Source organism: Novosphingobium mathurense (assembly GCF_900168325.1).
GTDB classification, from domain to species: Bacteria; Pseudomonadota; Alphaproteobacteria; order Sphingomonadales; family Sphingomonadaceae; genus Novosphingobium; species Novosphingobium mathurense.
In genome coordinates this window covers 688,505-708,007 of the sequence record NZ_FVZE01000002.1, presented here as the reverse complement: position 1 = coordinate 708,007, position 19,503 = coordinate 688,505, and the positions used below count along the sequence as shown (strand labels likewise).

The 19,503-nt window shown below is 64.4% G+C and carries 18 protein-coding genes; 12 read left to right on the top strand and 6 right to left on the bottom strand.

All coding sequences use genetic code 11. The features are described from left to right. Window positions 1–226 precede the first annotated feature (226 nt). Genes cobA through B5483_RS10175 form a run of 5 tightly spaced genes read left to right on the top strand, consistent with a single transcriptional unit; the run spans window position 227 to window position 4,231 of the window. The gene (gene cobA, locus B5483_RS10195; protein WP_054946008.1) at window positions 227–1,042 is read left to right on the top strand and encodes a uroporphyrinogen-III C-methyltransferase; all 816 of its coding nucleotides are present in this window, start codon (window positions 227–229) and stop codon (window positions 1,040–1,042) included. Next, the gene (locus B5483_RS10190; protein ID WP_054946007.1) at window positions 1,039–1,335 is read left to right on the top strand and encodes a DUF2849 domain-containing protein; all 297 of its coding nucleotides are present in this window, start codon (window positions 1,039–1,041) and stop codon (window positions 1,333–1,335) included. The genes cobA and B5483_RS10190 overlap by 4 nt, the downstream gene beginning before the upstream one ends. Then, window positions 1,335–2,969, top strand: a complete 1,635-nt coding sequence (locus B5483_RS10185; RefSeq protein ID WP_079730228.1) for a nitrite/sulfite reductase — start codon at window positions 1,335–1,337, stop codon at window positions 2,967–2,969. Before B5483_RS10190 ends, B5483_RS10185 begins: the two co-directional genes overlap by 1 nt. Next, the gene (locus tag B5483_RS10180; protein WP_054946005.1) at window positions 2,962–3,393 is read left to right on the top strand and encodes a DUF934 domain-containing protein; all 432 of its coding nucleotides are present in this window, start codon (window positions 2,962–2,964) and stop codon (window positions 3,391–3,393) included. Before B5483_RS10185 ends, B5483_RS10180 begins: the two co-directional genes overlap by 8 nt. Before the next feature lie 40 nt (window positions 3,394–3,433). Then, window positions 3,434–4,231 carry a phosphoadenylyl-sulfate reductase gene (locus B5483_RS10175; protein ID WP_054946004.1) on the top strand — a complete coding sequence of 266 codons (798 nt, stop codon included), beginning with the start codon at window positions 3,434–3,436 and terminating at the stop codon, window positions 4,229–4,231. A 115-nt stretch (window positions 4,232–4,346) separates the two neighbouring features. Here B5483_RS10175 and B5483_RS10170 read toward each other — a convergent pair whose 3' ends face one another. Beyond that, window positions 4,347–5,114: a COG4705 family protein gene (locus tag B5483_RS10170; protein ID WP_217698201.1), complete on the bottom strand. Its 768-nt coding sequence runs from the start codon at window positions 5,112–5,114 to the stop codon at window positions 4,347–4,349. Window positions 5,115–5,290: 176 nt separating this feature from the next. On the opposite strand from B5483_RS10170, the gene B5483_RS10165 reads away from it, so the two are divergent. Beyond that, window positions 5,291–6,517 carry an MFS transporter gene (locus B5483_RS10165; RefSeq protein WP_079730226.1) on the top strand — a complete coding sequence of 409 codons (1,227 nt, stop codon included), beginning with the start codon at window positions 5,291–5,293 and terminating at the stop codon, window positions 6,515–6,517. 13 nt (window positions 6,518–6,530) lie between these two features. Here the strand turns inward: B5483_RS10165 and B5483_RS10160 are convergent, their stop codons facing one another. Together B5483_RS10160 and putA are read right to left on the bottom strand one after the other, a co-directional pair. Further along, a complete protein-coding gene (locus B5483_RS10160; protein ID WP_054946001.1) occupies window positions 6,531–7,082 on the bottom strand; it encodes a dihydrofolate reductase family protein in 552 nt (183 codons plus the stop codon). Window positions 7,083–7,418: 336 nt separating this feature from the next. After that, entirely contained in the window at window positions 7,419–11,030 is a 3,612-nt protein-coding gene (gene putA / locus B5483_RS10155; protein ID WP_079730225.1) for a trifunctional transcriptional regulator/proline dehydrogenase/L-glutamate gamma-semialdehyde dehydrogenase, read from the bottom strand. A gap of 98 nt (window positions 11,031–11,128) precedes the next feature. On the opposite strand from putA, the gene B5483_RS10150 reads away from it, so the two are divergent. From B5483_RS10150 to asnB, 6 genes are all read left to right on the top strand, one after another. Then, window positions 11,129–11,599 carry an Lrp/AsnC family transcriptional regulator gene (locus B5483_RS10150; protein ID WP_079730224.1) on the top strand — a complete coding sequence of 157 codons (471 nt, stop codon included), beginning with the start codon at window positions 11,129–11,131 and terminating at the stop codon, window positions 11,597–11,599. Between the two features lie 419 nt (window positions 11,600–12,018). After that, complete coding sequence (locus B5483_RS10145; RefSeq protein WP_245828920.1) at window positions 12,019–12,408, top strand: hypothetical protein; 390 nt, start codon at window positions 12,019–12,021, stop codon at window positions 12,406–12,408. After that, complete coding sequence (locus B5483_RS10140; protein ID WP_079730222.1) at window positions 12,398–13,822, top strand: sodium:solute symporter family protein; 1,425 nt, start codon at window positions 12,398–12,400, stop codon at window positions 13,820–13,822. Before B5483_RS10145 ends, B5483_RS10140 begins: the two co-directional genes overlap by 11 nt. Continuing rightward, the gene (locus B5483_RS23665) at window positions 13,819–13,941 is read left to right on the top strand and encodes a hypothetical protein (protein WP_281251237.1); all 123 of its coding nucleotides are present in this window, start codon (window positions 13,819–13,821) and stop codon (window positions 13,939–13,941) included. Before B5483_RS10140 ends, B5483_RS23665 begins: the two co-directional genes overlap by 4 nt. After that, a complete protein-coding gene (locus tag B5483_RS10135) occupies window positions 13,938–15,029 on the top strand; it encodes an aspartate/ornithine carbamoyltransferase family protein (protein WP_054945996.1) in 1,092 nt (363 codons plus the stop codon). Before B5483_RS23665 ends, B5483_RS10135 begins: the two co-directional genes overlap by 4 nt. A gap of 32 nt (window positions 15,030–15,061) precedes the next feature. After that, window positions 15,062–16,990 carry an asparagine synthase (glutamine-hydrolyzing) gene (gene asnB, locus B5483_RS10130; RefSeq protein WP_079730221.1) on the top strand — a complete coding sequence of 643 codons (1,929 nt, stop codon included), beginning with the start codon at window positions 15,062–15,064 and terminating at the stop codon, window positions 16,988–16,990. 48 nt (window positions 16,991–17,038) lie between these two features. Here asnB and B5483_RS10125 read toward each other — a convergent pair whose 3' ends face one another. The 3 genes from B5483_RS10125 to B5483_RS10115 form a co-directional block, all read right to left on the bottom strand. After that, a complete protein-coding gene (locus tag B5483_RS10125; RefSeq protein WP_231634624.1) occupies window positions 17,039–17,410 on the bottom strand; it encodes a WYL domain-containing protein in 372 nt (123 codons plus the stop codon). 41 nt (window positions 17,411–17,451) lie between these two features. Beyond that, window positions 17,452–18,723 carry a Zn-dependent hydrolase gene (locus B5483_RS10120; protein ID WP_079730220.1) on the bottom strand — a complete coding sequence of 424 codons (1,272 nt, stop codon included), beginning with the start codon at window positions 18,721–18,723 and terminating at the stop codon, window positions 17,452–17,454. Window positions 18,724–18,801: 78 nt separating this feature from the next. After that, entirely contained in the window at window positions 18,802–19,497 is a 696-nt protein-coding gene (locus B5483_RS10115; RefSeq protein WP_079730219.1) for a hypothetical protein, read from the bottom strand. Between the last annotated feature and the right edge of the window lie 6 nt (window positions 19,498–19,503).

Sequence of the window (19,503 nt, the reverse complement as noted above, 5' to 3'; positions counted from 1 at the left end):
TGAAAGATCCCCAAATCGTCATCCCTTACGGTTAAGATTTGGTTAGGACGGCCTCCGCAGTCCGGCAGGAGACGCTCCGGCACATCGGCAAAGCGTGCGAAACCGGCGGAATTGCGCGCGCTTGCAGCCTGAACGGCTCGTCGCATTCACGGCCTAAAGCTCCCCTTATCCCCTCGAAAGCCAATATGGCTGGCAATGGCGGGCCAACCCGGCCACATGGCGCACCATGCAAGCGAATCCCGCCACTACCGGACAGGAAGGCCGCATCGGCACCGTCTATCTCGTCGGCGCAGGCCCGGGCGATCCGGACCTGCTGACGCTGCGCGCCGCACGGCTGCTCATGTCGGCCGGCCTCGTCGTGCACGACGGCCTCGTCGATCCGGCGATCCTCGCCATGGCCCGTTCGTCCGCGCGCCTCGTCTCCGTCGCCAAGAGCCGCTCGCGCCACACCATGAAGCAGGAAGCGATCTGCGACCTGCTGGTGAAGGAGGCGCTTGCCGGCAACGACGTCGTGCGCCTCAAGGGCGGCGACCCCTTCGTCTTCGGGCGCGGCGGCGAAGAAGCCGAAGCCTGCCGTGCGGCCGGTGTCCCGGTCGAGGTCGTCCCCGGCATTTCCTCGGCGCTCGGCGCATCGGCGGCGGCGCAGATCCCGCTGACCCACCGCGACCACGCCTCGATCGTCTCGTTCGTCGCCGGTCAGTGCAAGGGGCTTACCGACCAGGACTGGTCGGGCCTTGCCGGCAAGGGCCGCACGCTGGTGATCTTTATGGGCCTGGCCACGGCCGCGCAGATCTCGGACAAGCTGATCGCCGACGGCCTGACGCCGGAGGTTCCGATCGCCGTCATCGAGAACGCCACGCGCAAGGAAATGCGCGTGCTGCGCGCTTCGCTCGCCGGTCTTGCCGATCTTGTTCGCGATGAGAGGGTGCAAAGTCCCGCCCTCATCGTTATCGGCGACGTCGCACGCGCCGAATCCGGCGATACCGACAATTCCATTCGCGCCCTGGCGCTTGAGGCCCAGAACATGGAGATAGGGCAGTGAAAATTCTTACGGGCAACGACCTGAAGACCGGAGCGGTCATCTGGTGGACCGGCGTGGGCTGGTCGCTGGACGTCAACGAATCTGCCGATGTCGGCGAGCATGGCGCGGCGATCATCGCCCGCGAGGAAGGCGCGCAGAACGTCTTCGCCGCCTATATCATCGACGGCCAGAAGGACGCCGACGGCGTTCGTCCCGCCCATATCAAGGACCGCATCCGCGCGCTGGGCCCCACCGTGCGCCCCGACCTGACGCTCAAGCCGTCCGAACCCGAAGCCGTGAACTGGGTGATCTGATGTACAAGTACGACCAATACGACCAGCAGATGGTCGATACGCGCGTCGCGGAATTCCGCGACCAGGTGAAGCGCCGCCTCGCCGGCGACCTGACCGAGGACCAGTTCCGCCCGCTGCGCCTGCAGAACGGCCTGTACCTCCAGCTCCACGCCTACATGCTACGCGTCGCGGTGCCCTACGGCACCCTGAACTCGACGCAGATGACGATGCTGGGCGACATCGCGGACAAGTACGACCGCGGCTACGGCCACTTCACCACCCGCCAGAACATCCAGTACAACTGGATCAAGCTGGAGGACACGCCCGACATCCTCGCCGACCTCGCTTCGGTCGAGATGCATGCGATCCAGACCAGCGGCAACTGCATCCGCAACATCAGTTCGGACCAGTACGCCGGGGCGGCCGCGGACGAACTGATCGACCCGCGCCCCTATGCCGAGCTGCTGCGACAGTGGTCCAGCTTCCACCCGGAATTCCTGACGCTTCCGCGCAAGTTCAAGATCGCCGTCATCGCCAGCGAGACCGACCGCGCGGCGATGAAGCTGCACGACATCGGCATCAGGATGGTCAGGAACGACGCCGGCGAAATCGGCGCGCGCTTCTACGTCGGCGGGGGCATGGGCCGCACCCCGATGATCGCGCCCGTCATCCGCGAATTCGTGCCGCTCGACCAGCTGATCACCTACTCTGAAGCGTGCCTGCGCGTGTACAACCGCTACGGCCGCCGCGACAACAAGTACAAGGCGCGCATCAAGATCCTCGTCCATGAACTGGGCAAGGAAGAATATACACGCCAGGTCGAGGAAGAGTTCGCGCACCTGATGTCGCAGGGCATCGAGCCGCCGCTGGCCGAGCTTGAACGCATCAAGCAGTACTTCGTCGATCCGGCCCTCGAGACCGGTCTGTCCGACGATCTCGACCTGACCGATCCCGACTTCCGCCTTTGGGTGGAGCGCAACTGCCAGGAGCACAAGCAGGCCGGGTACATCATCGCCACCGTCTCGCTGAAGCCGGTGGGCGGTATTCCGGGCGACGCCTCGGCCGACCAGATCCGCCTGATGGCCCAGCTTGCCAAGGACTACAGCTTCGACGAACTGCGCGTCACCCACGCCCAGAACATCGTCTTCCCGCACGTGAAGAAGGCTGACCTCTACACGCTGTGGCAGAAGCTCGACGAGGCCGGTCTGTCGACCGCCAACCTCGATACGGTGGGCGACATCATCGCCTGCCCCGGCCTCGACTACTGCAGCCTTGCCAATGCCCGCTCGATCCCGGTGGCGCAGAAGATTTCGGAACGCTTCGGCAGCGCCGAAAAGCAGGCCGAGATCGGCGAGCTCAAGCTGAAGATCTCCGGCTGCATCAACGCCTGCGGCCACCACCACGCGGGCCACATCGGCATCCTCGGCGTCGACCGCAAGGGCGTGGAGAACTACCAGCTCCTGCTCGGTGGCTCGGAAGGCGCCGACACGTCGCTGGGCAAGATCACCGGTCCGGGCTTCGACGAGGACGGCATCGTCGATGCCGTCGAGAAGGCCACGCAAGTCTATCTCTCCAACCGTGAGGACGGTGAACGCTTCCTCGACACCTATCGCCGGATCGGCATGGATCCGTTCAAGGAGGCTATCTATGGTTGATGTCCAGTTCCGCTTCCGTGACGATGAAGCGGTCAACGATCCCGCCGTCACGGTCGACGCCTTCACCGAGCAGAGCAATGCCTCTGCCGTGCGCATCGAACCGGGCGACGACGCCCGCGACCTGCTGCCCCACCTAGACCGCATCGCGCTGGTCGAAGTGAACTTCCCGGCATGGACCGACGGCCGCGGCTACTCCTCGGCCCGGATCCTGCGCGAAGCGGGCTTCACCGGAGAAATCCGCGCCGTGGGCGATGTCGTGATCGACATGCTCAGCCACCTCAAGCGCTGCGGCTTCGACGCTTTCGCGCCCGACAAGCCGCTCAACCCGACCGATGCGCGGAATGCATTCGACCGTTGGGACAACGTCTACCAGGCAACGGCCGACGGCCGCCAGCCGATCTGGGCGCTGCGGCACCCGGCCTGAGGCCGAGGCCAGACCTGGAGCTTCACCAAGGATTTCCGTTATGACCGAAGCGACACGCATCCGCGACCGCATTGACACCGGCCCCCGCTTTGCCGAGGCCGATGCCGTGCGTCTCAACCGCCTCTTCCGCGGCACCGATACGATCGAAATGCTCGAGACGGTGCTGAAGGAAGGCATGGCGGGCGATGTCGGGATCGTGTCCAGCTTCGGCGCGGAATCCGCGGTGTTGCTCCACCTCGTCTCGCAGGTCGATCCCAGCGTGCCGGTGCTCTTCCTGGAGACCGGCAAGCACTTTCCCGAGACGCTGGCCTACCGCGACCTGCTGATCGAACGCCTCGGCCTCAAGGACCTGCGCAACCTGACCCCGGATGCGGAGGAACTGGCCAAGAAGGACGAGTCCGGCCTGCGCTGGTCCTACGATCCGGACGGCTGCTGCGATATCCGCAAGGTCAAGCCGCTGGCCAAGGCCCTGCTCGGCCTCGATGCCTCGATCACCGGGCGCAAGGCCTTCCAGGCATCGACCCGCGCGACGCTGCCGCGTTTCGAGATCGACACGACCGACGAACAGGGACGCCTGAAGATCAATCCGCTGATCGACTGGTCGCCCGAACGGATCGCCGCCTATATCGAGGAACACGATCTGCCGCCGCATCCGCTGGTGGCTGTAGGCTATCCCTCGATCGGCTGCATGCCCTGCACCAGCAAGGTGGCGCCGGGCGAAGACCCGCGTTCGGGCCGCTGGCGCGGTTGGGACAAGACCGAGTGCGGCATCCATGTCGCGCATCACACCCCCGATCACACCGAAAAGGTCGCCCCGGAATTCGACCCGGGCCTCTAAGGCTCCCCGAATACCGGACTGCGCTGCCCCCTGCCGCGATTACCGCCACGGCAGGGAATCGCGCCAGGCTTGCGCAAGAGCCAGATAAGCCGAGCCCGGAAGAGACTCTTCGAATTCAGCTTGTTGCAGGCGCGACGCTACCCGGGTGTCGCCCTGCCCGTTGCGGCAGGATGGCGATCAGCACCACGATCCCGACCACCAGCACGCCGGTTGCGAGCGGTCGACTGAAATCGAGCCCGCCTTTCGCCAAAGGCTTGTCGAGGAAGTCGCCAACCGTCGCGCCCAGCGGACGGGTCAGGACGAAGGCAACCCAGAACAGGGCAACGCGGCTGCTCCGGGTAAATGCCCAGAGCGCAACCACGGCGAGCAACAGCCCCCCGAACAAGGCCGCTCCGCCGAGATAGCCGAAACCGCCGTCATCCGCCGCCCAGTCACCCAGCGCCGTCCCGAGTGTCTGCGAAAAGGTGATCGTCAGCCAGTAGAAAACCTCCGTACGTGCCGAAACCACGGTCTCGACCGAGACCGTGCCATTGACGACCTTCCAGACAAGCAATGAGCCAGCCACCAGCGCGCCGAGCAGGAGGGTTCCGCCCGGATAGCCAATTCCCAGCGACCGGGTGGCGAGGTCGGCCATCGTCGTACCTGCTGTCGTTGAAGCCACGATCGTCGCCCAATAGAGCCATGGCCGAAAGCGCGTCGCGCGCACTTGCGCCAGCACAAGCACGGCGAGCGGCACGAAAAATATGAAACTGCTGACGAGATATCCAAGGTCGTAGGTCATCGAGAGCGTATCGCCGCCGGTTTCGCCAAGGGTCGTCGCCAGTATCTTTATCATCCAGAACCCGAGAGTGATCGCCGGCACCTTTGTCGCGGTATGTCCCATCATGCCTCGCTAGATTGAATTGCAGGTCTTTCCAAGATGCCGCCAACCAGCACTTGCCTCAGTCGTTCAGGTCAATTTCGGCAGCCCCATGCGGTTGCGCGTGAAGAACGGGTGCATGACATAAACGCAAGTCCGCGGCCCTTATCGTTGGTGCCTGCCAGCACTAAGTCGCATTCATGGCCATACCGCAATGCAGCATAGGCGATTCGGGCGGAACCCCGGATCGCGCCGTTCACCCGTTCCTAGTCATTCTGGCCCTGGCAATGGGGGCTTTCGCGATCGGGACGACCGAATTCGCGGCGATGAGTCTGGTTCCCTATCTGACCCGCGACCTGGGCATTACCGAGCCGCAGGCCGGCCATGCGATCAGCGCCTATGCGCTGGGGGTGGTAGTCGGCGCTCCGGTGATCGCGGTGCTCGCCGCAAGGTTGCCGCGCCGGGCCCTCCTGATCGGGCTCATGGCCATGTTCGCGCTGGGCAATGGCCTGTCCGCCATGGCCCCGAGCTATGACCTGCTGCTGCTCTTCCGGTTCCTGAGCGGCCTGCCGCATGGCGCCTACTTCGGTGTCGCCGCCCTTGTAGCGGCCTCGATGGTGCCGTCGAACAAGCGGGCGCAGTCGGTTGCGCTGGTTATGTCGGGCCTCACCGTCGCGACGATCATCGGCGTACCGCTGGCGAACTGGCTGGGGCAGGCCCTGGGATGGCGCAGCGGCTTTGCCGTCGTTTCGGGTCTCGCGCTGCTGACCATGGCCCTCGTCGCGCTGTTCGCGCCACACCAGTCTGCCGCACAGGGGGCGAGCCCGATGCGCGAGTTGGGCGCGCTGCGCCGACCGCAAGTGCTGCTAACGCTGCTGACCGGTGCCATCGGCTTCGGCGGCCTCTTCGCCGTCTATACCTATGTCGCCTCGACCCTGATCGAGGTCACCCGCGTTTCGGAAAGCATGGTCCCGGTGATCCTGGCCGTGTTCGGAGTCGGCATGACGGTTGGCAACCTGTTCTGGGCCTGGGCAGCCGACCGCGCCCAGAACCGCGCGGCCATCGGCGCCCTGCTGTGGAGTGCAGCCGCCCTTGCGCTGTTCCCGCTGGCGGCAGGCAATATCTGGAGCCTGACCGCCGTCATCCTTCTGGTCGGCTTCGGCGGCGGCCTCGGCACGATCCTCCAGACCCGGCTGATGGACGTTGCCGGCGACGCACAGGCGCTGGCTGCAGCGGCGCACCACAGCGCTTTCAACATCGCCAATGCCCTTGGCCCCTGGCTGGGCGGGCTGGCGATCACGGCGGGCTATGGCCTCACGTCGACCGGGTGGATCGGCGCGGCGCTCTCACTGGCAGGTCTCGGGATTTTCCTCGTGACGATCGCTCAGCACCGCAAACAGGCGGACCTGCAGCCCGCCCTCGCCTGATGCTTGCGCAAGCCTAGTGCTCGACGCGGCGTTCCAGTTTCATGTGAACGGCACCCGGCGTCGTTTCCACGGCGCTGACGAAGAATTCCTTGCCCGGCTTGCCGGGGCCGAACAGAGGCGTGCCGCCACCGGTTTCCTTGGCGATCACGCGCAGCCACATCTCGTCGGCCATACCCGACAGCAAGGCCGCCTGCACGGTACTCGCCTCGCCGATGGCAAGGACGGCCTTTTCACCGGCCGCCTGCTCTGCCCGCTCGAACGCTTCGGTGAATGTCTCGAGGAAATGAAACCTCAGCCGGTCGTTTTCCTTGGGATAGCGTGCGGGCGGCGGATCGTCCGAAACGACGAAGATCGGGACCTGCAGCTCATAATTGTCGGCAAACCAGTCCGGGTTCGCTACCGTATCGAAGCTGCGGCGGCTCATCACGACCGCTCCGCAGGCGGAAACCAGCGGCTGGCGCAAGTCCGCGCGGTTCAGGGTCTCGATGGGAATGACACTTTCGCCGCGAGCATCCGCACAGAAGCCATCCATGCTGGTGGCGGCATCGATGATCATCCTGCCCATTCCACTCACTCCCGACTTTGTGCCACGCCGCATGCAATGGCACAGTACCGGTATCAATCCGCCCACCCCCTTGAGAGTTCCCATAGGCAAGTCGGGCGGCCCTGCGGCAAAACGACCAGAAGGGGCATAACATATCATGCTCCTATCCGACCGGGCTACGTCTTTATGCGAGGGTGTCTGCCCCATTGGCACCATGCAAACCATTGCATGGAAATTGCGTCGCAATAAGGATTAGCCGCCGTCTGAATGACGCAAGGCACCCCCGATCGCCAACTGTCGCTTCGAACAGGCGGCGATCGGAAGAATATCATTAATAGTCTTAAAAAAAACAGCGACTTAGCTAATCATCATGAGGCTTGCATTGCCGCCTGCCGCAGTCGTGTTGATCGAAGTGGAGACCTCCTCCAGCAGGAAATCGAGCGGCCACTCCAAATCCTTGCCCGGCAGCGAGGCATGAACTGTCACGATGGCTCCGGGAAGTTTCGCAACAGCTTCGCACGCCTTGCGAACGTCCTCGCCGCCGCCTTCGACGAGCGCCGCACCGAACGATTCGCCCGATTCGCCGCCCAGGAAAGACACCACTTGCGGGGGCAGGTCGGCAGGAAGCGCCATGCCGTCCACTGCGGCGCGATTGCCCGTTGCCAGAGCTGCGGCGATCTGCGCGAACAGTCCGTCGCGCGTCTTCGGGAACAGCAGGATCCGGCCGCGCGGGTGCAGCGCGTAGAGGTTGCGTTCGCCGACCGGGCCCGGCAGCGCAATCTCGGTGCCGAGCGCGCTGGCCGCGCCCATCGCGCGAGCACGAGCGGCAGCCGCTGCCTCGCCCTGCCCTTCAAGCCAATCGGCAAAGGCCGCAAGCGGCGCGAAGGGCTTCCCGAAGGGCGCAAGTACCGGCGGCGGGCTCGCCACCAACCGTCCCTGGTAAAGCGGGCCGCCCGCCTTGGGGCCGGTCCCCGAAAGGCCGCGCCCACCGAATGGCTGCACGCCGACGATCGCGCCGATGATGTTGCGATTGACGTAGAGGTTGCCCGCCTTCGCATGCGCAGTGACTTGCGCAACCGTACCGTCGAGGCGCGTGTGCAGGCCGAAAGTCAGGCCATAGCCGGTGGCGTTGATCGCATCGACCAGCTTGCCGAGGTCCGCCCTGCGGAAACGCAGCACGTGAAGGACCGGCCCGAAGACCTCGCGGCCAAGGTCCGCCATGCTGTCGATCTCGATGATCGTTGGGGCGACGAAAGTGCCGTGAGCGGTATTGTCAGCGGGAATCGCGACCTGCTCGACCTTGTGCCCCCGGGCCCGCATCGCTTCGATGTGCGCATTGATGTTGGCTTGGGCCTCCGCCGTGATGACCGGACCGATGTCCACGGCCAGTTGCTGCGTGTTGCCCACGCGCAGTTCGGCCAGTGCCCCCTTGAGCATGGTCAGGGTGCGGTCGGCGATGTCTTCCTGCAGGCACAGCACACGCAGCGCCGAGCAGCGCTGACCGGCACTGTCGAAAGCCGAAGCGATGACGTCGCCAACGACCTGTTCGGCCAGCGCGGACGAGTCGACGATCATCGCGTTCTGGCCGCCGGTCTCGGCGATCAGCGGGATCGGCTTGCCGGCAGGCGACAGGCGCGATGAAAGCTGCCGCTGGATCAGACGCGCCACTTCTGTGGAGCCGGTAAACATCACCGCTGCGACCTTCGGCGCGGCCACCAGCGCCGCACCGACCTTGCCGTCACCGGGAACGAGTTGGAGCGCGTCCTTGGGGACACCCGCTTCGTGCAGGATGCGCACGGCTTCGGCGGCGATCAGCGGGGTTTCTTCGGCAGGCTTGGCCAGCACCGGATTGCCCGAGACGAGCGCGGCAGCGACCTGCCCGATGAAGATCGCCAGGGGAAAGTTCCAGGGGCTGATGCAGACCGCCGGGCCAAGCGGCGTCTGCCCCTCGCCCAGCGTATCGCGGGCCTGCCTGGCATAGTAGCGCAGGAAGTCGATCGCCTCGCGCACTTCGGCAATGGCGTTCGCGGCCGACTTGCCCGCCTCGCGCATGACAAGACCCATGAGCACGCCGATCCGGTCCTGCAGGACATCGGCAGCGGCATCCAGCATCGCCGAACGCTCGGTCACCGGCACATGCTGCCAGCGGCTGAGCGCTGCGCGCGAAACCGCCATGCCCGCCGCTTCCGGCTCGACTTCGAAAACGCGGCCCACGACGTCTCGATGATCGGCCGGGTTGAGGACCGGTCGCTCCTCGCCCTGACCGTAGGCCGGCATGGCATACCAATCGACGCTGGCGGACGTGCGCAATTGTTCGGTCAGGGCCGCCAGCGCGGTTTCGCTGGACAGGTCGATTCCGTCCGAATTGCGGCGGTCGGGATAGAGATCGCGCGGCAGGGCGATCAGATCGTGCCGTGCACCCGGCTCGGGCATCGCGCGCACGAGGTCGACCGGGTCGGCAGCCAGTTCGGAGACGGGCACCGACGGATCGGCAATGCGGTTCACGAAGGATGAATTCGCCCCGTTCTCAAGCAGGCGCCGCACCAGATAGGCCAGCAGCGTCTCATGAGTGCCGACCGGCGCATAGACGCGACAGGGCCGGTCGAGGTTCTCCTTGCCGACGACCTGCTTGTAGAGCGGTTCGCCCATGCCGTGCAGGCACTGGAATTCGTACTGCCCAACCGTGAAATCCGGCCCGGCGAGGTGGTAGATCGTCGCCAGCGACTGGGCATTGTGGGTCGCGAACTGGGGGAACACGGCGTCGGGGGCAGCCAGCAGCTTGCGCGCGCAGGCAACGTAGGCGACGTCGGTATGGACCTTGCGGGTATAGACCGGGAAGTCCTCCAGCCCGTCGACCTGGGCGCGCTTGATCTCCGCATCCCAATAGGCGCCCTTGACGAGGCGGACCATGATCCGCCGCTCCGCCCGGCGAGCAAGATCGACGATCCAGTCGATGACGGCCGGGCAGCGCTTGCCATAAGCCTGGACCACGAAGCCAAGGCCATTCCAGCCCGCCAGATCGGGATCGAGCGCAAGGCTTTCGAGCAGGTCGAGCGACAGCTCGAGGCGGTCGGCCTCCTCCGCATCGATGTTGAAGCCGATGTCATACTGCTTCGAAAGGACTGCCAGCGCCTTCACCCGCGGCAGCAGTTCATCCATCACCCGCCCGGCCTGCGCGCGGCTGTAGCGCGGGTGGAGCGCGGAAAGCTTGATCGAGATGCCGGGGCCTTCATAGACGCCCTTGCCGTCCGCGGCCTGACCGATGGCGTGGATGGCGTTCTCGTAGTCCGCATAGTAGCGCGCGGCATCGGCCGCCGTCGTCGCAGCTTCGCCGAGCATGTCGTAGCTGTAGCGGAAGCCCTTGGCTTCCAGCTCGCGTGCGCGCTTCACGGCTTCCTCGATAGTCTCGCCGGTGACGAACTGCTCGCCCATCATGCGCATCGCCAGATCGACGCCGCGGCGAATGACCGGCTCGCCGGCACGCGCGATCAGCCGCGTGAGCGCGGCGGACAGGCCCTTGTCGTCAACACTGCCGACAAGCTTGCCGGTCACCACCAGCCCCCAGGTCGCGGCATTGACGAACAGCGACTTGCCGTTGCCGAGATGGCCGCTCCAGTTGCCGTCGGCAATCTTGTCGCGGATCAGCGCGTCGCGGGTGTCGTCATCGGGAATCCTCAGCAGGGCCTCGGCAAGGCACATGAGCGCGACGCCTTCCTGACTGGAAAGCGAATATTCCTGCACGAGCCCTTCAACGCCGCTGCCCTTGTGGCCGTTGCGCAGCGCGACCACGAGCCGGCTGGCCGTCTCGCGGATATTCGCGCGAAGCGTTTCGGGCAGGCTTGCGGCATCGAGAAGCGGGGCCAGGCACTGCGCCTCCTCACGACGATAGGCGGCAGTGATACTCTCGCGCAGCGCAGAAGCACCACGAACGGGAGGGGCGAAGTCGGAAAAGGGCGCGATTTGGGTCATGCCGACATGATAAGCCAGCCGCGTTCGGCAATCTGCCTTTTCAGAAGCATGTTATAGATCTAATTGACCAATTATCTGTATTATTTTGGACCATGTGAATGACTTTGACTGACAAACAGGTCGATCTGGATAGAATCGATCGAAAAATCATCGCAGCTCTGCGGGAAGACGGGCGCATGACTGTGACCGACCTCGCGCGGGAAGTCGGCATCAGCAAGACGCCGTGCCAGGTTCGCCTGCGCCGCCTGCTGGATTCGGGCGTGATCCGGGGCTTTCGTGCCGTCGTCGATCCTGCCAGCCTCGGCCTCGATCATGTCGCCTTCACCGAAGTAAAACTGTCCGACACGCGCGAGCAGGCCCTGAGCGAGTTCAACGCGGCGGTGCGGCGCCTGCCGGAAGTCGAGGAATGCCACATGATCGCCAGCAGCTTCGACTATCTGCTCAAGGTGCGCACGGCCGACATCCGTCGCTACCGCATCGTGCTGGGCGAAAAGATCTCCAGCCTGCCCCACGTTTCCAGCACATCGACTTTCGTGGCGATGGAGACGGTCAAGGACGCCAACAGCTGACCGGGAAATTCGCCAAACGACGGTATAATAATACCCACGCACGTTGCGTCTTCGCGATCAATTCCGCTGAGTCGCTCCCATAAGCAGGAAGCCTGCAACATGTCACCGCAGCGGAGCAATGAATCATCGCTGTGACTAGCGCAAAAGTCACGGTTTCAGGGACATGTACGAATTTCTGCCCGCCAGCGGTTCAGTTATATATTTCGATCTGATAAGCACCCCATATTACTAGGAGTAACCAGCACGAGCACCGGCAGTGCGGCCGGCAGGACGGTAAAAGAGCAATCCCTACCCGAAAGTCCCTGGACCGGAGGCCCCGCCCGACCTCCGCAAGTCGATCGCTTTCCCCTCGTCAAATCCGGCGCGACACCCTGCGCAAGCCGCGGCTGTCCGGGCCTCTGATCGCAGCCGCCCTGGCCTTGCCGGCCATCCCCGCGGCTGCAGCGGCTGCAGCGGCTGCACCGCCTCCATCCTTCTCTGCCAGCGCCCCGCTTTCGAGCGACACCGGCTATACCAGGCTGGACTGGAATGCGTCCGGCGACGTCGTAGTCGAGCAGGCGCGCAAGGCCGACCTTTCCGACGCGCGGACGATCTACGAAGGCCCGAACCATGCGCTGTTCCTCTCGGGACTGGGCGGCGGGACCTACTACTTCTCGCTGCGGGACGAGACCGGGGCTCGATCAGCGCCGCTCAAGCTCACGGTCTCGCACCAGTCATTGACCCAGGCGCTGTTCCTGACCGCGATCGGCTTTCTCGTCTTCATCGCCACCGTCGCGGTAATCTTCCGGGGCGCGCGCGATGACCAGTGAAGCCGCCCTCCTTCCCGCTGGCGTCGGCTGGACGCTGCTGGCCGCCTTCAGCGTGCTGTGGATCGGCCTCGGCATCTACTGGGGCCGCCGCAACAAGAGCTTCGAGGACCATGCGCTGGCCGGACGCAACATCGGCCTGGCGCTCGGCTCGGCAACCGCAGCGGCAACGTGGATCACGTCGAACACGACGATGCTGGCCCCGCAGTTCGCCCTGCAACTGGGCATCTGGGGCATGCTCGCCTACTCGACTGCGGCGATCGGCCTGCTGCTCTTCGCGCCGATGGCGGGCCGCATCCGCAAACTGATGCCCAACGGCTATACCAGCGGGGACTTCTTCCGCCTGCGCTACGGCCGGGTCGCCTGGGCGGTGTTCCTGCTCTTCACCCTGTTCTATTCGCTGACCTGGCTGGTCTCGATGGCCATGGCGGGCGGCATCCTGCTCAACACCCTATCGGGCATTCCCTATGCCTGGGGCATGTCGGTTATCCTGGGCGTTTGCGTCCTCTATACCATGCGCGGCGGGCTGGCTGCCGTGATCGGCACCGACTTCATCCAGAGCCTGATCATCATCGTCGGCATCGTCGTGGTCGGCGTGGCCGTGCTTTCGCACGTCCCGGTCGAGAAGATCCACGCCAATCTCGCCGCCGAGCGCCCTGCCCTGCTCGACGTGCTGTTCCCGGCGGCGATCATGGCGATCTTCAACAACCTGCTGTTCGGGCTCGGCGAGGTCTTTCACAACAACGTGTGGTGGAGCCGCGCCTTCGCCTTCCGCGAGGGCGTGGCGGGCAAGGCCTTTGCGCTGGGCGGCCTGATCTGGTTCCCGATCCCCTTGGCAGCCGGCTTCGTCGCCCTGGCCTCCGGCGCGCTCAACGTACCGGTGCCCGCCGCCGACATGGTGGGGCCGCTGGTCGTCGCCGAAGTGCTTGGCGAGGCGGGCGCCATCGGCATCTTCATCATCGTGTTCTGCTCGCTCGCTTCCAGCATCGACAGCCTGCTGGCGGCAACCGCAGACCTGATGACCGAGGACGTCTATCGCCGCATGTTCCGGCCTGCCGCCCATCCCGAGACGCTCAAGAAGATCGCGCAGTGGGTAACGCTGGGGCTCGGCCTGTTCACCTGGGCGGTCTGTTTGCCGCGCATCGGCACGCTGGCAACCGTACTGTTCTTCGCGGGCCCGCTCGTCGGCGCGATGATCTGGCCGATCGTCACCGGCCTCTACTGGCGCCGCGCCAACACGACCGGCGCCGTCGGCGGCATGCTGTTGGGCGCCGGCATCGGCCTGTTCTTCTATTTCGCTATCGGCTTCTACGTGGCGTCCTTGATCGCCACTGCCGTCTCCATGATCTGGGTGCTGGCATGCAGCGCCCTGTCCAAGACCCGTTTCGACTGGGCCCTGCTGAGGGAGGCTGAATGACCTTCTCGACCCAATTCCTGTCCGCTCTCGTCTATGGCTCGCTTGCGTGGTGCGCCGTGACTGCACTTGGACTGGGCACCCTGCTCATCCGCGACATCGTTCGGGGAGAAATCTGGTGACCCTGCCGGCATCGCGGGTCGATCATGCCCCCGCCATCGTCAAGCGGCCGGGCAAGATCGGCAATTGCCCGAATCCGGTCGACTTCATCGCGAAATCGCCCAAGCTCGATCTCCACGTGCTCGATCAGTTGCGCGGCGCCTCGGTGCTGTCCGCCGCGCAATTCGACAAGGACCTGCTGTGCGAACTGGCCAAGTTCGCGGCCTACCTGCAACTCAAGCGGTTCGATGTCGGCCGCGCCATGGACGACAAGATCATGGCCGCGGCCTTCTTCGAACCCAGCACGCGCACCCGCCTTTCGTTCGAGAGCGCCATGCTCCACCTCGGCGGCAAGACGATCAGCGTCGCCGACGGCAAGACCACCGGCGTCGCCAAGGGCGAATCGATGCGCGACATCGGCCAGATGTTCAATTCCTACGCCGACGTCGTCGTGGTCCGGCATACCGAGCAGTCCGCCGTAAGCGAGATGTGCGAGTACCTGCGCGTGCCCCTGCTCAACGGCGGCAACGGTTCGGACGAACATCCAACGCAGGCGCTGGCCGACTGGTACGCGCTGCTCAAGTGGCGGCCCGAGATCGCGTGGGCCAAGCTGCCCGAAAAGTTCCGTCTCAACATCGGCATCATCGGCACGCCGGGCAACATGCGCACGGTGAAGTCGTTCCTGATGCTGGCGCTGCTGTTCCACGAGAACATCAACCACATCACCATCTTTTCCGAGATGGCCGATCCGCTCGGCGATGAACTGCGCGAACTGACGAAGAGCAGCCCGATCGGCATCGACTTCTCGCAGAACCTGCAACAGAGCCTCGAGTATCTAGACGTCATCTACATGAACGCCATCGCCTATCTGGGCGACGGCTATCGCTTCTTCGGGGATGCCTTTTCGCTCAACGACAAGAGCAGGCTGAAGGACGACACGGTCATCCTCCACCCGCTCGCACGCGGCGAGGAACTCGACGTCAGCCTCGATGACACGCAGCACAACCTCTATTTCAATCAGGCCGACGGCGCCGTCTGGATCCGCCAGGCGTTGCTGCTCGCGATCTTCGGTCGCGCCGCGGAAGTCGTGCCTGCAGAACTCCTCGCCTGACCGGCGGGCCCAGAACCAAGGAAACAACGACGATGTGTGGCATTGCCGGACTGTGGAGCCCCAAGGGCTACTCCGACAACACCCCGAAGCTGGCCGAGAAGATGGCCGACCGCCTCTACCACCGCGGGCCGGACGGGCGCGGCTTCCATTTCGATCCGGACCATGGCCTCGCCATGATCCACACCCGCCTGTCGATCATCGGCCTCAATGCCGGTGACCAGCCAATCTTCGACAAGGAGGCAGGGCTCGTCCTCACCGCCAACAGCGAGTTCTACGACTACAAGCGCCTGCGCGGCCTGCTGCGCACCGACGGCTTCGAGTTCACCACCAAGTCCGACAGCGAGATCGCACTCAAGCTCTACCGCAAGCACGGCTTCGATTTCGTCGAACAACTGCGCGGCGAATTCGCCTTCGCCATCTTCGACGAGAAGAAGGAGCAGCTGATCCTCGTGCGCGACCGCTTCGGGATCCGTCCGCTGTTCTGGCACAACGGACCCAATGGATTCTTCTGGGGCAGCGAGATGAAGGCCATGCTGGCCCATCCCGACGTACCGCGCGAAGTCTGCCCCAAGGCGCAACTGCACCAGATGATGCAGGTCATGGTGCCGGGCATGACCCTATACAAGGACATTCAGGCCGTCCTGCCAGGGCACATGCTGATCGTTACCCGCAAGGGCGATGGCTTCGTGGTCGAACAGAAGCGCTATTGGGATGCCGAATTCCCGCTCGACGGTCACCACGACGTGCGCCCGGACGAAGAGCACATCGAAGCGGTGCGCGAGAAACTGGTGGAATCCATCGCCTTCCGGCTCGAGGCCGACGTGCCCGTCGCCTGCTATCTTTCGGGCGGCATCGATTCCTGCTCGATCCTGGGCATGGCCGCGGCGATCCAGCAGTCGCCGGTAAAAGCCTTCACGATCTCGTTCGACGACGACCGCTACGACGAGGCCCATATCGCCACGGAAATGGCGGAGATGGCCGGCGCGGACCAGGATATCCTGCGGGTCAAGGCCGAGGACCTCTACGGCAAGAACTTCGAGGACGCAGTAATGTTCTCGGAGCGCACGTTCTACAACACGCTGGGCGTCGCCAAGATGCTGATGAGCAAGCACGTGCGCAACGTCGGCTACAAGGTCGTGATCACCGGCGAAGGTTCGGACGAACTGTTCGGCGGCTATGCCCAGTTCAAGGCCGACCTGTTCCTGCACGATCCCGACTATGCCGCCACGCCGGCGGCCGAGGAAATGCGCAAGCGCAATGCGATCTTCTCGGGCTCGGTCCTTGCCGAACAGACGATCAGCCACCCGGCCTTCGAGGAAGTCATGGGCTTCACGCCGAGCTGGATCCAGCCCTGGATGCTCACTCTCGAGCGCGTGAGGCCGCTGCTGTCCGACGAATTCAAGGCCCGGCTCGGCGACTACGACCCCATCGCCGCCATCGCCTACAGCCTCGACAAGGCGATGCTCGACGGGCGCCACGTCCTCGACAAGGTCCAGTATTCCTGGATCAAGACCATGCTGGAAGGCCAGATCCTCAACTGGGGCGGCGACCGCGTCGACATGGCCAACTCACTGGAAAGCCGCCCGGCCTTCCTCGACCATCACGTGGCGGAACTGGCCATGCGCATCCCGCCGCATGTGCGCGTACGCGACGGCGTCGAGAAATGGGTCGTGCGCGAGGCGATGAAGCACGTCCTGCCCGAAGTGCTCTACAAGCGCGAAAAATTCGCCTTCATGGCGCCCCCGGCCCATACCGACGTGAAGAAGGCTGCCGAAATCGACAAGCTGATCGAGAAATGGCTGTCGTCGGAAAAGATCGCCTCACACGGCATATTCGACGAGGCCAGGATGCGCACCTCGATCGAGGAATACCGCAAGTCCGACGATCACGCGCAGAACACGCGCAAGGACATCATTCTCAATCACGCCATCGCACTGCACGCGATGGAAGAGCTGATCTGATCCCGGGCGGGCTGGGGGTGGCCGGCCCGGATGGCCAGCCCACGCCCGTCAGTCGGTTCCGACGGCGAAGAGCTGCTTGTCGTCGGGACGCGGCAGGCTGCCGTCGAAGTTGGGCAGGGGTTCGAAGCCTTCTTCCGTCACGGAAATGTTGGACAAGCCGTCGACCTTGAAATGGCCGAGGCGACGCTCTTCGTCGCTGCGCCAGTTCTTGCGCGGGTTCAGCGCGCTGACGAAAAGGTCTCCATGCCGCTCAAACAACTGATGCGGGGCAAGTTCCATCTCGCTGCCATTGTATATGGCAACGATCAGGCGCTTGAGGGCGATGGCCTCAATGATCGACCGTTCTGGCGACACCGTAGTCATATTTGCGTTTTGCATTGCAGCAAAATGACGAATTCCCCCCTTCGTATCAAGTTGCATTATATGTCACACAACTTGCATTTATCGCAACCCGATCGCTGTCAGGCGCGCTCCACCTCCGACCGATCCGACAAGGCGGCCTCGTTGCAGGCCAGCTCGGTAACGCATTCATAGAGCAACTGCGTTCCGCGCTCGATATCGGACCAGTGGGTCCATTCGTCGGGTGCGTGGCTGACGCCCTTCACGCTCGGCACGAAGAACAGCCCGGCCCGCGTATGTTCGCAGAAGAACTGGACATCGTGGCCAGCGCCCGAAGGCATGATCTTGTAGCTGTATCCGAGCTTCCTGGTCTGGTCCTCGATCAGGTCCATGATCGCGCGGTCGCAATAGGCGGGCTCGAGCCAGGACATCTGTTCGTACTCGAAATGCAGCTTGTGCTTGCGGGCAATCGCCGACAGCACGCGCTCGCAGGCTTCGGCCAGAGCCTTCATCTTGTCGTGATCGAGGTCGCGCCCGACGATGGTGAAGTCCACCTCGCCCGGAACCGTGTGGGGGAAACCCGGCTTGCACGCGACATGGCCGATGGTGACGCGGCTCTTGTCGGTGCCCTCCTCGTCGATGATGCGCGGGATTTCATGGGCGAAATCGACCATGCCCATCAGCGCATCGGCGCGCATGTCCATCGGCGCGGTACCGGCATGGTCGGCCTTGCCGATGAGCCGCACCTTCCACTTGAAGACGCCGGAAATGCCCTCGACGATGCCGATGGTGATCTTTTCCGTATCGAGCACCGGTCCCTGTTCGACGTGAAGTTCGAGAAAGGCACGGATCGTCTCGGGCCGACGGTAGGCGTGCAGCGCCTTGAGGTGATCGAGGCCGACCGCCGCCATGGCATCGCGCAGCATCAGGCCGTGCTCGTCGGCGGCACTGTCCAGCCATTCGCGCGTCAGGTGCCCGGACGGCGCCTGCGCGCCGAGCATCCCGCCGAAGCGGCCTTCCTCCTCGCTGGTGGCGATGACTTCGACCGGAAAGGCGGGTTCGACGCCGTTCTCCTTGAGCGTACGAACCACCTCGAGCCCGGCGATCACGCCCAGAACACCGTCGAACATGCCGCTGGCCGGGACGGAATCGAGGTGCGAGGCGATCACCACTGCGGGCATGTCCGCAGGGCCGTAACGACCGATGACGTTGCCTGCACCGTCCATCTCGTGGGTCATGCCCAGACTTTCGAACTGCTCGCGCAGCCACGCCCGGGCGGCCATGTCTTCTGGCGTGAAGGCCTGTCGGTAGACGCCGCCATCAGCCTCGTTGAAACCGAACCTCGATACGGCGGTGATGTCTCGCTCGATCCGTTCGATATCAACCTGGGCCACGCGTCCTCCTTCTTGTTTTGCGTGACGCGAGGGTAACGCCTTCAAAGCCAAGGGGGCAACCCCCGGCTCGGACTCGTCTCAGCCCTGGTCGATGTACTTCGTTTCCAGGAAACGGTTGCGTGTCGCCAGTGCGTCGAGGTCGTTGCGCGACAGGTCATGGCTCATCGCCTCGATTTCATCGGCAATGACGCATAGCCCGTCGACGAGCTGTTCGGACGGCGTGCTCCCGGCATGCTCCTTGTTGCGCAGGGCCGGCGGGATACGGGAATAGCTGTCGACGAGCCCGGGCAAATGTTCGGCGAGCAACTTGCGCACTTCGCGCGCGGCCGGTCCGCTCTCGTTGAGCGTGGCCAGCTGCGGCGCGAGCTGTTCGAGGCGCACGCCGATCATGTCGATGGCGTCGATCGCAGCATTGGGCAGCGCCCGGCGGCGGGCCTCCAGCCACAGTTCGGTCGATCCCGCCAGTTCGGCCAGTTCGACGCCCGAAAGCTGGTCGGCCCTGGGTCGGGGCGTTGCCGGGTAGATGGACAGGACCACGAAAACGATGAAGCCCAGCAGCATCGTCAAAAGCCAGGTCGTGTCGGACAGGCCATCCATGAATATGCCGGTGCCGATCGCGGCAATCAGGAAGACCGCCAACGCCAGGAAAGCGCGGCGGATGCGCCGCCAGCGAAAGCGCCAGCGCTCCTTGCGCGCATTGTAGAGCCGCGCCGCGCGCTGCCTGCGGGCGGCACGGATTATCTCTTGTTGGACTGGGGATCGGCCTCGCGCCATCGCGGC